This is a genomic window from Altibacter sp. HG106, from assembly GCF_028561755.1.
In the GTDB taxonomy this organism is placed as follows: domain Bacteria; phylum Bacteroidota; class Bacteroidia; order Flavobacteriales; family Flavobacteriaceae; genus DFVG01.
Map to the genome: position 1 here is coordinate 141,891 of NZ_JAQQTD010000006.1, position 12,248 is coordinate 154,138.

General features: G+C 44.3%; 13 protein-coding genes. 8 read left to right on the forward strand and 5 right to left on the reverse strand.

Going from position 1 to position 12,248, the window contains the following annotated elements:
* The first annotated feature begins 8 nt into the window (after positions 1–8).
* Complete coding sequence (locus PO830_RS11645) at positions 9–644, forward strand: porin family protein (protein WP_272853748.1); 636 nt, start codon at positions 9–11, stop codon at positions 642–644.
* A 142-nt stretch (positions 645–786) separates the two neighbouring features.
* Positions 787–1,713, forward strand: a complete 927-nt coding sequence (locus PO830_RS11650; RefSeq protein WP_272853749.1) for a VWA domain-containing protein — start codon at positions 787–789, stop codon at positions 1,711–1,713.
* Positions 1,714–1,785: 72 nt separating this feature from the next.
* Here the strand turns inward: PO830_RS11650 and PO830_RS11655 are convergent, their stop codons facing one another.
* Positions 1,786–3,825 carry a dipeptidyl-peptidase 3 family protein gene (locus tag PO830_RS11655; RefSeq protein ID WP_272853750.1) on the reverse strand — a complete coding sequence of 680 codons (2,040 nt, stop codon included), beginning with the start codon at positions 3,823–3,825 and terminating at the stop codon, positions 1,786–1,788.
* 116 nt (positions 3,826–3,941) lie between these two features.
* On the opposite strand from PO830_RS11655, the gene PO830_RS11660 reads away from it, so the two are divergent.
* The 5 genes from PO830_RS11660 (at position 3,942) to PO830_RS11680 (ending at position 8,230) form a co-directional block, all read left to right on the forward strand.
* A complete protein-coding gene (locus PO830_RS11660; protein WP_272853751.1) occupies positions 3,942–4,994 on the forward strand; it encodes an SRPBCC family protein in 1,053 nt (350 codons plus the stop codon).
* Positions 4,994–5,365, forward strand: coding sequence for a fluoride efflux transporter CrcB (gene crcB / locus PO830_RS11665; RefSeq protein WP_272853752.1), 372 nt, complete (start codon positions 4,994–4,996; stop codon positions 5,363–5,365). The genes PO830_RS11660 and crcB overlap by 1 nt, the downstream gene beginning before the upstream one ends.
* A 23-nt stretch (positions 5,366–5,388) precedes the next feature.
* Positions 5,389–6,027 (forward strand): hypothetical protein, encoded by a 639-nt coding sequence (locus PO830_RS11670; protein ID WP_272853753.1) that lies wholly within the window; start codon positions 5,389–5,391, stop codon positions 6,025–6,027.
* A gap of 204 nt (positions 6,028–6,231) precedes the next feature.
* Positions 6,232–7,455: an MDR family MFS transporter gene (locus tag PO830_RS11675; RefSeq protein ID WP_272853754.1), complete on the forward strand. Its 1,224-nt coding sequence runs from the start codon at positions 6,232–6,234 to the stop codon at positions 7,453–7,455.
* Positions 7,442–8,230 carry a DJ-1/PfpI family protein gene (locus PO830_RS11680; protein ID WP_272853755.1) on the forward strand — a complete coding sequence of 263 codons (789 nt, stop codon included), beginning with the start codon at positions 7,442–7,444 and terminating at the stop codon, positions 8,228–8,230. The genes PO830_RS11675 and PO830_RS11680 overlap by 14 nt, the downstream gene beginning before the upstream one ends.
* Here PO830_RS11680 and PO830_RS11685 read toward each other — a convergent pair.
* Entirely contained in the window at positions 8,208–8,444 is a 237-nt protein-coding gene (locus PO830_RS11685; protein WP_272853756.1) for a hypothetical protein, read from the reverse strand. The genes PO830_RS11680 and PO830_RS11685 overlap by 23 nt on opposite strands.
* Positions 8,445–8,553: 109 nt before the next feature.
* Positions 8,554–8,991 carry an Lrp/AsnC family transcriptional regulator gene (locus PO830_RS11690; RefSeq protein ID WP_272853757.1) on the reverse strand — a complete coding sequence of 146 codons (438 nt, stop codon included), beginning with the start codon at positions 8,989–8,991 and terminating at the stop codon, positions 8,554–8,556.
* Positions 8,992–9,107: 116 nt separating this feature from the next.
* On the opposite strand from PO830_RS11690, the gene PO830_RS11695 reads away from it, so the two are divergent.
* Entirely contained in the window at positions 9,108–9,503 is a 396-nt protein-coding gene (locus tag PO830_RS11695; protein WP_272853758.1) for a hypothetical protein, read from the forward strand.
* Here the strand turns inward: PO830_RS11695 and PO830_RS11700 are convergent.
* Both PO830_RS11700 and PO830_RS11705 read right to left on the reverse strand, forming a co-directional pair.
* Complete coding sequence (locus PO830_RS11700; RefSeq protein ID WP_272853759.1) at positions 9,493–11,025, reverse strand: alanine/glycine:cation symporter family protein; 1,533 nt, start codon at positions 11,023–11,025, stop codon at positions 9,493–9,495. The genes PO830_RS11695 and PO830_RS11700 overlap by 11 nt on opposite strands.
* A 95-nt stretch (positions 11,026–11,120) precedes the next feature.
* On the reverse strand, positions 11,121–12,248 hold the full coding sequence (locus PO830_RS11705; protein ID WP_272853760.1) for a helix-turn-helix transcriptional regulator: 1,128 nt from the start codon (positions 12,246–12,248) through the stop codon (positions 11,121–11,123).

Consider the following 12,248-nt stretch of genomic DNA (forward strand, 5'->3'; position numbering starts at 1 on the left):
TTTCAATTATGAAAAAACATTGTTTACTAGTTTTTGTGTTAGCCTTATTTTCCCTTACCGCCATGCAAGCTCAGGAGTTTGTATTTGGTGCCAAAGCGGGGGTAAACCTCGCGAGCCTTTCGGGTGATATCGAAGGAGATTCGAAGAGCCGTTTGGCCTTTCACCTTGGCGGTGTGGGAGAATTTAAATTTAGTGATGCCTTTGGGCTTCAAGCGGAATTGTTGTACTCCGGTACCGGAGCGAAATTTGAAGAATCAGAGAGTTTCGACGGGGAAACATTCACTGCCGAAGCCACCACACGCCTCTCCTATTTGAGCGTACCCTTGCTTGGACGGTATCACATCAACGATAATTTCAGCCTGGAAGCCGGACCGCAGGTGAGCATTTTGATCTCTGCGGAAGAAGAATATTCTGAAACGATAACCTTCGACGGAGAAACGGAAAGTTTTTCGGAAACCGTTGATATTTCAGACGGTTTAAATACACTGGATGTAGGATTCGCTGCTGGAGCCACCTTTACGCTTCCGCAGGGAATTTTCTTTTCTGCCCGCTATGTGGTGGGACTCACCTCCATCGATACGTTTGGGGAAGCTGATGTAAAAAACAATGTATTTCAACTTTCAGCCGGATATCAATTTAACTAGGTTCTGTGTTTGGTTACAGTCCGTCATTACCCTGTTCACAGGCTATGATGGCGGACTACCTTTTTGGAAATCAACACGGCCATAATTTGTAGAAATCAAATAAAAGTCTATTTTCGCACCAATTAAAAACCAAATTTCAATTATGAAAAAATTACTATTATTACTTTTTGTAGGATTAGCTGTAGTATCATGTAAAAAAGATGATGACGCTTCTCTAAGCCTGGACATGCCCACCAGCGTAGATGCTAGTAGCAGTTTCTCTCTTAAGGTAGAACTTACCTGGGGAGATGTTAGCAATGCTGAAGGATATAATATCTATCGCGCCGACGATATCTTTGAAGATCCTGAAGGGTTAGATTATGAGCTTATCGGTACTACTGATACGAATAGCTACGATGACCTTTCGGTTGAGTCTAGCAGCGCTTACTATTACCAGATTGAAGCGTTCAGCGGAAGTACCACCAGTGACCTAAGTGCACCCGTAGCGGCTTCTACTACTACCATCACTGCAGATGAAGCCTTTGACGTATTGGCTGAATATACCGGAGGTCGCCGTTACGACGCTGCGTCTGCCAACGATGTTCCAAACATCATTATTGATGTGATCAACGAACAAGCTGTTGCCGGAACTGATTTGGTATTCTTAATCGACAACACAGGTAGTATGAGTGATGACATCGCGCAGGTGAAAGCTGCCTTGACCGATATCATCTCTAACTTACCTCCAAACAACCGATTGGCGATGGCGGTTTATAACGACGCCAACGAAGATCCTGACGGATGGTACGAGTGGTTCGATCTTACCGAAGATTACTCACAAGCCCAGATGTTCTTAGATGACATTAGCGTGTATGGAGGAGGAGATTTCCCGGAGTCTGTTTATGATGGAATTTACAATACTGTAGATTTCCTTAGCTGGGGTTCTGACACCAAGCGTATGATGCTCGTAATTGGTGATGCACCGCCACTCGAGGGCTCATTGACGGTACGCACCCTTTCAGAAGTGGTAGATATTTGTAACGACATGGACGTTGTGGCAAACCTTTACCCAATCTTGATCAACGACTAAGCGATTTTTTAATCATCATAAAAAAACCCATCAGCGTGCTGATGGGTTTTTTACGTTTAACTAGTTTCACGTCTATTCATCTGCGGTAAGATTGCTGTAGGCTTCGCTGTATCGCAACATTTGTGATTCGAAGCTTTCCGGTTGTTCGATGGTGAATCCAGTGATCTCACCGGCATCGTTCATGGTTGGAACAATATCAGGGTTTACGAAGCCACCATACGGCGCCGTCTTAAACTGACTATTGCGCTCCAATACTTCTTCGTGAATGGTACGATTTACTTTCACACCATAATCTTCCACCAGGGCTTTGGCTGCTTCATAGTCGCCTTCGGAAGTAATTCGCTGGGTCTCACGCAACAATTCTCCAAATAAGGCACGTAGTTTCTGGTAATCCTTAATATCATAATAGGTTTTGCCATCACGCGTCGCTTTTTCGATCACGTTTTCTTCCTGGCCTTTTTCGAATACCCAGGCACTCACCCATTGACGGTTCCGCATATGCGCTTCTTCTACGTCTTTTCCTAGTTCTAATCGAACTAACTGTGTGATCAACCCATTGCGGATATATCCATCATAGGCTGCTTTCCCAGTACCTTCCCAATCTTCTACCAAGCCTAATTCCTCAAGTTTTGGGTCCATTAAGTAGTACAATCCAAATAGATCGGCACGTCCCTCTTCAATAGTCGACTTGTAACTCTTAAGCGTTTCTTTGGGTGTCCCCACGCCTTCATTGATCTTTCCGGAGGCATGCCCTACCACTTCGTGAAGCGCTGTATGTAACTTGCTGGCATTCTTTCCATATTTTTCCTGTAGCTCAATTTCTTCGGCATCGTGGGCGAATTCTTTTAAACGTCCGCTTCCACCGGCATTGTTGTACGAGTTGATGATATTTCCGAGGGAAACCGACTTACTTCCGTGCTTTTGGCGAATCCAGTTGTTGTTGGGTAGATTTACACCAATAGGCGTGCTAGGTGAGGCATCTCCCGCTTCCCCGGCAACGATTACCGTTTTATACGATACGCCGGTCACATTTTCCTTTTTGTGTTCGGCCATCAACGGACTATTATCTTCGAACCACTGTGCTTCTTTCGACAATACGTCCATTTTCTTTGACATATCGAAATCTTTGATCTCAACAATGGTTTCGTAAGAACCTTTATACCCTTTTGGATCGTTATACACTTCAATGAAGCCGTTGATCCAGTCGATATCACCTTCGGTGGCATTGACCCATGCCACCGCGTAGTCATCCCAGGTATCCAAACTTCCCGTTTTGTAATATTCGATTAGAAGTCCCAACGCCTTGGCCTGGTTCTCATTTTCGGCTACTCCTTTGGCTTTTTCTAACCACTCGATGATACGATCGATCGCGGCCCCGTAACGACCTCCACTTTTGTAAACTTGCTCTACAAGGGTACCGTTTTCTTTTACTAAGCGAGAATTTAAACCCACTTCAATGGGTTCATCAGCATTTACTTCAATCGCTCCATAGAACGCCTCAACATCGGCCGTTGTGACATCGGGGCCGTAAAAGTTAATGGCGCTCGCCAATACAATATCTGCGTCTTTGTTTAGGTTTACTTTTTTGGCATCCTCCCCGTTGAAGATCACTTCTAGCGCTTCTCCTTCAAGCGTCGAGTTGGTTTCCGTTAGCAATTCCTGTAGGTATTCTTTAGAGAATTCAGGTTTGATCTTATCGTTGCTATAGTGATGGTGGATTCCGTTGGAAAACCATACCCGTTTAAGATAAGTTTCAAACTGTTTCCAATTTTCGGAGTTTTTATCTCCAGAATAAGTAGTATAGATGTTCTCGAGCGCCTTTCGGATCTTGAGGTTGTGGCGATAATTCTGATCCCACATAATATCACGTCCTTCGAGTCCGGCTTGCGTGAGGTAATAGACCAACTTTTGCTTGTCGAGGCTTAGATCTTCCCAGCCCGGAATTTGATAGCGAAGAATTTTAACGTCAGCAAATTGATCGATCTGATATTCAAACGTATCTGAAGTCTCTGCAACCGCTACCTCTGCAGGCGCGACTTCTTTCTTGTCGTTATCACAAGAAAACAACAACACAGCACACAAGGTACAGGTTGTCCAAAATATTCTTTTCATTGTTTTGTGGTTTTGGTTTCCCACAAATGTAGCAATTTCCTTGCTTCTGGCGCAGCTAACCTGCAGCATCAAAGAGAATTTGATTATCTTAGCTGTATCGACTAAACACACCCATCATGAAAGTAATCAAATACCTATTATTACTACTGCTCATTGTTATTATTGGCGGCGCTATTTACTTTGGAACCCAAGACGGAACCTACGATGTAGCGGTTTCTAAGAATATGAACGCACCAGCAGAAGTGATTTATAACAATGTAAAAGATTACAAGAACTGGGAGGCGTGGGGGCCTTGGATGAAGACCGATGAAACCATGGAAATCTCCTATGCCGAAAAAACTTCAGGTGAAGGCGGTTCCTATTCTTGGACAGCAGATGAGGCCGGAGACGGAAGCATGAAAACGGTAAAGGTCATTCCGAATAAAGAGATCGATCAGAAGATCACCTTCAACACACCGCTAGGAGATAGCGAGAGCGATGTTTACTGGCGTTTTAATGAAAATGCCGAAGGTGGCACCGAAGTAGTTTGGGGAATGAGAGGCGAACAATCTCTCATGGAAAAAGCCTATATGGCTTTTCAGGAGGAAGATTTTGAAACCACCTTGAAAGGGATGTTTCAGCAAGGTCTTGACAGTTTGAACCAGGTGGTAATGAAGGAATTAGAAACCTATTCGGTGAACGTGAATGGTATTACACGCTATGGCGGAGGCTACTATATGTACATGACTACCGCAGCCAAGCAGAGTGAACTTTCCGAAAAAATGGGAGTAATGTACGGGCAGATCATGTCGTTCATGCAAGACAATAATATTCAAATGTCGGGCATGCCGTTTACGATCTACAACGAAATGGACGAAGCTACCGGGAGCTTTATCTTTTCCGCGGCTATCCCGGTGAAAGAACGCATTATCACACCTCAGGGAAGTGCCGTGCAAACAGGCTTTATGGAACCTACTCAGGCGGTGAAAACAGTGCTCAAAGGAAATTATAACAATCTCGATAAAGCCTACGCCGAGGCCGAGGCCTATATTGAAAAGAACAATCTAAACCGCGATCCCGCCACGCCCATGTTCGAAATTTATGCGAATGATCCTGGAGAATTTCCAAATCCAGCCGACTGGCTCACCGAGATCTACATTCCGATCATTCCGCAAAGTCCCGCTAATTAATGAAAGCCCTGTGGCTGGTTTTCTTGGGAGGAGGTTTAGGCAGCACCCTGCGCTACCTATTGGGACTCTACCTCAATAGCAGCGAAAACGGGCTCCCCTACGGAACCTTTATTGCCAACATTTTAGGGAGCTTGCTGATTGGGATCATTTTGGGGTTGGCCGCCAAGTATACGCGTATCTCACAACACATGTTATTGCTCGCTGCTACTGGCTTCTGTGGTGGATTTACCACCTTTTCCACCTTTGCATACGAGAACCATGTTTTTTTAAAGTCGGGAGATATGGCCTCGTTTGCTTTGTATACGATGTTAAGTTTTGTACTTGGCTTCGGTGCCGTATTTTTGGGAATTTGGCTCACCCGCTTTTTTTAATATTTTTGCGGAAAACACTCGCTATGACCTCATCTAACTTCCTCAGATGTTGCCTGTTTTCCTTACTCCTTATCGGATTCCAAAGCAAGGCGCAACGCATCGAAATTGACAAAGAAAAGTTACAGTTTCTTCAAACTGAAGACACCATCAATGTCGTTTTCACCTATCAGGACCTGCACGTACAACTGCCCGAGTTTACGGAAGCCGATTTTTTGGCCGACAAACAGCAACGAATGTCCACTGTCCATAATTCCGAAGAGATTGAGGATTGGATGACACAATACCAGGACGCCAAACAGCAACTCTGGCCAAACGAACTTTTAGCTATTCTCAATGAACGTGTCAAAGACTATAAGAATGGACCTGTTTTTATGCGCAATGCGCCAAAGGCAGCCTACACCCTTACCATCAACACGTATTGGTTGTATTTTGGCTACAATGTGGTCATTAAGAAAGAACCGGCCCAGGCGAGTATGACCCTAAATTTTCACCCCACCAACTACCCCTTAAGCACCAAATATAAAACAACCCTACGACGCGCCATGGGTTTGAACGATGATGCCTATAATTTTGAGGGATGGGAAGAGATGCGAAGAATGGGCGAAGCGTATGAACGGGCTGGCTATAAACTGGCAAAGGCATTAAAACGCGTAGTCGATTAAGTTACTCGCGTCGAACCTATTACTTTTTACCCTATCTTTATTCCATAATTAGACGATCATGAAAACAAACACTATTTGTATCACCCTTCAGCAAGTCACCCAAACTGGGTTGCCATGGTGGTATAGGTAGGATTATTAAGGTGCTAACAGCCTTAAAGAAACGTCCGGCCGCCACGCCGGACGTTTTTTTTTAAACCAACCCATATGAAGAAGCTTTATCGCAATTACATTCAAAATTTTCAAGGCCTATCGAAAGAGATCTGGTTTTTATCGTTAGTTACGTTTATTAATCGTGCCGGCGCCATGGTCATTCCCTTCCTGTCGTTATATTTAGTAAACGACAAAGGGTTTTCGTTGCCGGAAGTGGGCTGGATCATGACGTGTTTCGGACTGGGGTCAATTTTCGGAACGCTGCTTGGAGGAACGCTTACCGACCGATTTGGCTTTTACATAGTAATCGTTGCCAGTTTGTTCTTTGGGGGAATTGCATTCGTCTTAGTAGGATTTTTACAAAGCTTTTTTGCGATCTGCCTTGGGATCTTCTTGCTGATATTTATAGCGGATGCCTATCGGCCGGCTATTTTTGTTGCCTGCGAAGCCTACAGCAAACCGGGCAATGTGACCAGAGCCATTGCCCTTCTAAGGCTGGCCATCAATCTCGGCTTCTCTATCGGTCCGTTGATGGGTGGAATTATCATTACAAGTCTAAGTTATGGTAGTTTGTTCTGGATCGATGGAATTAGCTGTGTGATCGCGGCCGTGATGCTATTTATGATGCTTCGACCCAAAAAGATCGATGCAACCGAACAGGAGGCAGTTCGCATTAAACAGGGCCGTCCTCCGCTCAAAAATGGAGTGTTCGTGCTATTGCTGATCATCATGGTAACGCAAAGCATTGTATTTGTGCAATATTTTTCGGTCGTTCCACTCTATTATGAAAAGGCGCATTTTCTTACTCCAGACCTTATTGGTTGGTTGCTGTTCCTGAATGGTGCGATGATCGTAATTTTTGAAATGCCTCTTATCGGCTGGTTAGAACGAAAAAAAATTTCCAAATCAATCGCCACCCTCTGGGGGGTGTTGTTGCTGGCGGCCAGTCTTTTTATTCTGAATGTAACGCCTTGGAGCGGTATTCTTATTTTCGGAATGCTCTTAATGACCTTAGGCGAAATGATCGGATCTCCTTTTTCGAGTGCGCTCGCATTAGAAATGGCACCTAAGGGAAGAAAAGGAAATTATATGGCGTACTTTAGCATGACCTTTTCGGTATCACACCTGGTAGGACACAATACGGGTATGAATTTGGTCGATACCTGGGGGTTTGAATATACCTGGTACGCCATGTCAGGTTTTTTAGTACTCATTGCCGTACTAACTTTAGGCCTATACCGCCAATTGAAAAATTCTCCAACCTATGAAAGCACTTAAATGGATCTGGCTTCTTAGCCTCGTAGTACTGAGCTTCGGAAGTACTTCCTGCCAACACAAGAATGTTGAGACAAAGAAAAATACTGTTTCGGAAGCAACACAAGATAGCACGCAACGTATTCCGAAGAAGCGCTATGACAGCACGCACTATCAGGTTGCTTTTTTACTTATGGACGGCGTTTACAATACTGAACTTACAGCGCCTTACGACATTTTTCAGCACACAAAGTTTAGAGAAGGGATTAAGCCAATGGACGTTTTTACCGTGGCAAACACGCTGAAACCCATCACTTCCTTTGAGGGCTTACGCCTACTCCCAGACTATAATTATCGGTTGGATTCGTTGCCTCCCATAGATATTCTGGTAGTTCCCAGTGCCGAACATCACTTGGATGCTGATTTGGAGGATGATGAAATGCTTAATTTCGTGAAGAAGATTGCGGAAGAAGCCGCATTTATTACTTCTCATTGTGATGGTGCCTTTGTTTTGGCACAAGCCGGACTTTTGGAGGGTCGTGTTGCGACTACCTTTCCAACTGACACGGCGCTGATGCAACAAAAATTCCCGAACGTAGACGTTCGGGAAGAAGTGTTGTGGGTGCATGACGGGAAATTCATTACTTCCGCCGGAGGCGCGAGGAGCTTTGAAGCGGCCTTGTATCTCTGTGAGTTTCTCTACGGAAAAGAGATCGCACGCTCTTTAGCTAGCGGACTCGTCATCGATTGGGACGTGGACGATTATCCTCATCTCGTTATTGGTTCACCTTCACTTTAGAAGGTTTTACCTTTAATTCTTTTTCTGATTGTATAACTTTTCTACGCTTTCGACGCGACAGAATAACGGCGTCTAAACACGAGATAAAAAGTCCGATAAACGAAATGAGAAACGCAAATCGAACAAAAGTTATTCCCGTATACTCGTATGAAGAGAATCCGGCAATCGCTAAAAATATGGTCGTCATCAAGAGGGTAAAGGTGAATCGTTTCATGGTTCAATTGTTTTTTTCGTTACCCCAATATAGCTTCAGAAAAATCGTTGTTCCGCTAAGGAATTCTTAATTACCACAAGTTTAACGGAAGTTAATAGTTTTTAAGAAATCAAGGACGAACAGGATTGTTGCCTACCACCTGAGACAAGACGATTTGGGTTTTAGTTTCTCCGTAAACAATCAGTTCATCGATAAATGACTCTAAGTGCTTCTGATCTTTTAATACTACTTCCATCACAATATTCTCGTTCCCGGTTACCCGATAACAATTCACTACTTCTTTATACGACTGTACCTTCAGTAAGAACGGTTTTAGTTTTCCCATAAAGGCGCGAATAGTGATGATGGCCTGTAATTGATATCCGGCATCCACGTGAGAAATTTGAGTAAAATATCCGTCAATAACACCCGAATCTTCCATCTTTTTAATTCGCTCTCCTACAGCGGCAGAACTGATCCCAACCTTCTTGCCTATAGCGGTATTAGACTGTCTCGCGTTCTGCTGCAAGCATTGCAGTATCTTCCAGTTTAAGGTGTCTATCTTCATATTTAAACCTTATTCGATTTTTTCTTTAATATCTAATGTAAATATAGTTTTTTGAATTAAATATTATATACAATAACCAATATAGCTTTGTAAATTTGAGTAAAATTGCTACAAAAATGAATACTTCTTCTCTAGCCACTACATCACACTCTCCTCTTTATGAGAAGGCTATGGAAATTTTCGCCTTGTCGAAGAATATCTCCAATTATTTGATGGAGGATATTAGTTTGTTGGAAAAAGACGGGAAAGAACACGCCTACGTCTATGTGGCCGGGGATATTGTTCAGCAATCGGTTTCGCTAGTTCCAGAGATTATGAAAGCGGAACAATGGAGACATTCTGACAAGAAGCACAAGTATGCTGCGTCGGTGACCCGATTGGCCAATCGACTTTATCGCAATTGCGAACGGTTGGAACTTATCAACAACAATGGTCGCGATTTTATTCCTATTCTTCAGAAAGAATTAAAGAAATTCCGAAAGTTGCAGCGCCACTGGATGCTTACCCTTTAAGTTTCGCTCGCACCCTATCTAAGTAGCGGAGCAATTCTTCTCGCACCTTCTTCCGAAGCAAAAAGAGTCCGATCATATTGGGTACAAGCATGGCGAAAATCATCGCATCACTGAAGTCGGTTACCGCTCCTAACGTAGCGGCGGCACCCACAATGGTACAGACACAGAACAAAGTCTTATAAACATATTCCGTACGCCGGGCTCTTCCGAAGAGATAGCTCCATGCCTGATAGCCATAATACGACCACGAGATCATCGAGGAAAAAGCAAATAAAATAACGGCAAACGATAATAAATACGGAAACCAAGAAATGCCAGTTTCTAAAGCCGTCGCCGTTAAGATCACACCTTCCTCGTCGGTTAATGTGGTTCCTGGGACGATTTGACCCGTGATGATCAATACGAGGGCGGTCATGGTGCAGATGACTACCGTATCAATAAATGGCTCCAACAAAGCTACTAGGCCTTCACTCGCGGGATGCTGTGTTTTTACCGCGCTATGAGCAATAGAGGCACTTCCTATTCCGGCCTCATTGCTAAAAGCCGCCCGTTTGAAGCCTTGAATCAGCACCCCAATAAATCCGCCTACCACACCTTCCGGGCTAAACGCACCTTCCCATATGGCTTGAAAAGCGGAAGGGATAGCGCTCGCGTTCATTCCTAAGACAATGATCACAGCAAGAATATACATGACCACCATAAAGGGAACAATCTTATCGGTAACCTTTGCAATTTTTTTGATCCCACCAATAATCACAATCCCTACCAGAATTGCCATGACCAAACCAAACAACCAACCCAGCCCATGAATGAAACTATCCGACCCACCGGTAACATATTCAAAAAGCTTAAAGGCCTGATTCACCTGAAACATATTTCCGCCTCCAAAAGATCCTCCTATACACATGACAGCGAACACCACAGAGAGCACTCCGCCCAAGCGTTTAAGCCCTTTCTGCCGCAGTCCTTTCTTCAGGTAATACATCGGACCTCCGTAGATGGTCCCTTTGGCATCCACCTCTCGATAGGCTACTCCCAGGGTGCATTCCACAAATTTGGATGACATCCCTAACAAGCCCACCAGAACCATCCACAAGGTCGCACCCGGGCCACCGATAGATAAGGCAATGGCTACTCCGGCGATATTGCCTAAGCCTACCGTTGCTGAAATTGCGGCAGTTAGGGCTTGGAAATGGGTGACCTCTCCGGCACCTTCCACACGCACGGTATCGGGATTATCGCCTGAAACTGTTGATACCGACTCGGAAACCGTTACGGGTTGTTCTTTTTCGAGATCGTCGTAATGGCCGCGTACTACTCGTATGGCTGTGAGAAAATGGCGCACATTAACAAAGCGATAGTAGCACGTAAAATACCCCGCACCTACTAAAAGCACCAAAAGTACCCAGGGAACTCCTACCGAGGCGGTAATGGGAATTTCCGCGAAGATGGCATCGACAAACCATCCGGTAGCGGCGTCGAAATAGTGATTTATTTGTTGATCGATACTGGAAGCATTCATAGGAGTTTATTTTGAATGCCAAATTGCTGCGAAGTTCGATCTTTTGCAAGGTTAGCTACCGTTTAAAATAGACAACCATATGGTTAACTATAGTCTTATTTGGGTGCGGCGACCGTCGCAAATCGTAGATAGTCATGAGCGATGGCAAATTCAATAAGCTGTTCTTTCCCTCCGGCTCCGCTGATTTGCAATTGCTTTTTGATCTGATGGATATGTGTCTGAAAACCGTCCACGCTGATATGCATGGCCTGGGCTACCTCTGTATAGGAAGCGTTGGTTCCGAAGACCGCCAGATTTGCCAATACTTCTTTTTGACGGTCGGAAAGCGTTATATTTCGGGCCTGCCGCAACTGCTCCAAACGATCCTCTAGATCTTGAATGGTCGTGAGGTATTGTTTTTCTGCTTTGCTTGTTGCTTCCAGTCGCAGTTTCATGGCTTCCGTAGCGTCTAACAAGGACTGGGTTCTGCTTTGGTGCATTTCATTTTCAGAAAGAAATTTCCAGCTGTATAGCAATATGGAGAATAATAGTATGAAAAGAAATTTAAAAGAAATAGCAGTGATACTTCCGAGCAATCGCCAAAAGTCTTGATCTACATAAGCGATCACTTGATCTTGCGGAATGATACGATGGGAAACCGCCACCAGAATCAAAAAGAACAAGGTACCTGTAGGGAGCAGCATAAACTTCATCTGTCGGGCAATGAACGCCTTATTCAATTCTATAAATAGAGAGATAGCCACTATGATAGAAATCGGGATGTCTATGAGCCAAATAAAATGGTTACTAATGTTTGTATTGCTGTACGAACTTACCACAAAGACAAAAGCGATCATTGCGAGTATAACAGCGTAAAGTCCGATGAATTCTCGGGGTTGAAAACGTGTGACCATACCAACCACCCAGCCTTTTTTTCCTTCATATTCAATAGAAGGTAGTGATAATAAAATAAAAAGAGAGTTCGCCAGTGACACTGCCAAGCCCCAAAATATAACCGTTTTATCGCTGGGGTCAAAAGATAGGAGCGCTAACAGAATGACATTGATCAATGCCCCGATTCCCCAGGCCCAAATGGCCCAACCAAACCACTTGATACCGGCGGTGGCCGCAAGGGAACTTCCTCGTTTGCGTTCTTTGAAATAGATCCGCTGGATGACTACGGCAGAGAGGATACAAACAATGGCTGTAACCGAGTATTCTATGGTCGTCAACACAGATTCCAT

What these genes read in the sequence shown, in the direction of transcription:
- PO830_RS11680 (WP_272853755.1), top strand. Translation starts at nt 7,442, where the DNA reads ATGAAAGCACTTAAATGGATCTGGCTTCTTAGCCTCGTAGTACTGAGC.
- PO830_RS11695 (WP_272853758.1), top strand. Translation starts at nt 9,108, where the DNA reads ATGAATACTTCTTCTCTAGCCACTACATCACACTCTCCTCTTTATGAG.
- PO830_RS11660 (WP_272853751.1), top strand. Translation starts at nt 3,942, where the DNA reads ATGAAAGTAATCAAATACCTATTATTACTACTGCTCATTGTTATTATT.
- PO830_RS11650 (WP_272853749.1), top strand. Translation starts at nt 787, where the DNA reads ATGAAAAAATTACTATTATTACTTTTTGTAGGATTAGCTGTAGTATCA.
- PO830_RS11645 (WP_272853748.1), top strand. Translation starts at nt 9, where the DNA reads ATGAAAAAACATTGTTTACTAGTTTTTGTGTTAGCCTTATTTTCCCTT.
- PO830_RS11670 (WP_272853753.1), top strand. Translation starts at nt 5,389, where the DNA reads ATGACCTCATCTAACTTCCTCAGATGTTGCCTGTTTTCCTTACTCCTT.
- PO830_RS11685 (WP_272853756.1), bottom strand. Translation starts at nt 8,444, where the DNA reads ATGAAACGATTCACCTTTACCCTCTTGATGACGACCATATTTTTAGCG.
- PO830_RS11675 (WP_272853754.1), top strand. Translation starts at nt 6,232, where the DNA reads ATGAAGAAGCTTTATCGCAATTACATTCAAAATTTTCAAGGCCTATCG.
- crcB (WP_272853752.1), top strand. Translation starts at nt 4,994, where the DNA reads ATGAAAGCCCTGTGGCTGGTTTTCTTGGGAGGAGGTTTAGGCAGCACC.
- PO830_RS11655 (WP_272853750.1), bottom strand. Translation starts at nt 3,825, where the DNA reads ATGAAAAGAATATTTTGGACAACCTGTACCTTGTGTGCTGTGTTGTTG.
- PO830_RS11690 (WP_272853757.1), bottom strand. Translation starts at nt 8,991, where the DNA reads ATGAAGATAGACACCTTAAACTGGAAGATACTGCAATGCTTGCAGCAG.
- PO830_RS11700 (WP_272853759.1), bottom strand. Translation starts at nt 11,025, where the DNA reads ATGAATGCTTCCAGTATCGATCAACAAATAAATCACTATTTCGACGCC.
- PO830_RS11705 (WP_272853760.1), bottom strand. Translation starts at nt 12,248, where the DNA reads ATGGAATCTGTGTTGACGACCATAGAATACTCGGTTACAGCCATTGTT.